Annotated in this window: 1 protein-coding gene; it reads left to right on the plus strand. The window is 66.6% G+C overall.

Translation table 11 applies throughout. From position 1 onward, the window contains the following. Positions 1-420 (plus strand): tyrosine-type recombinase/integrase (locus J8I87_RS44175; protein WP_209938946.1); only part of this gene is annotated, 420 nt, incomplete at its 5' end. Positions 421-518 lie beyond the last annotated feature (98 nt).

A 518-nucleotide genomic window follows, 5' to 3' on the forward strand; every position in this document is an offset into this window, starting at 1 on the left:
CAATCGTTCGGGATGACGGCCCTGCCCTCACCCGGTGAGGCGACGCCGCTCGTGCTGCCGGTCGGAAAAACGGCGGGAAGCACAGGCGACCCGACACGAAAGAAAACCGGCGAGGCCTCACCCCGGCCGCTGACGCGGGCCGCACCGCACACGATCGTCAAGGCCGTGTTTGCCGGCGCCACGCACCGGCTGCGCGCACGCGGCGAAGCCTTTGCGGCCCGCGCCGACCTGCTCGAGCAGGCCTCGGCGCACTGGCTGCGGCATACTGCGGGGTCTCATATGGCCGACCAGCAGGTGGATCTGCGGCTCGTACGCGACAACCTCGGGCATGCATCGCTGAGCACCACGAGCCTCTATCTGCACGTCGACGACGATCGCCGGCATCATGAGACCGACGCGAAACACCGCATCGACTGGTGAGGCCAGTATGTTTTTGAACCGGTGTTGGCGGCGGCGTAAATCCGACACCAGACGGCGGCGCAAGGTTGAGTTAAACACTCGACCATGCGCCGCAGGCA

Source organism: Paraburkholderia sp. LEh10 (assembly GCF_017814945.1).
In the GTDB taxonomy this organism is placed as follows: domain Bacteria; phylum Pseudomonadota; class Gammaproteobacteria; order Burkholderiales; family Burkholderiaceae; genus Paraburkholderia.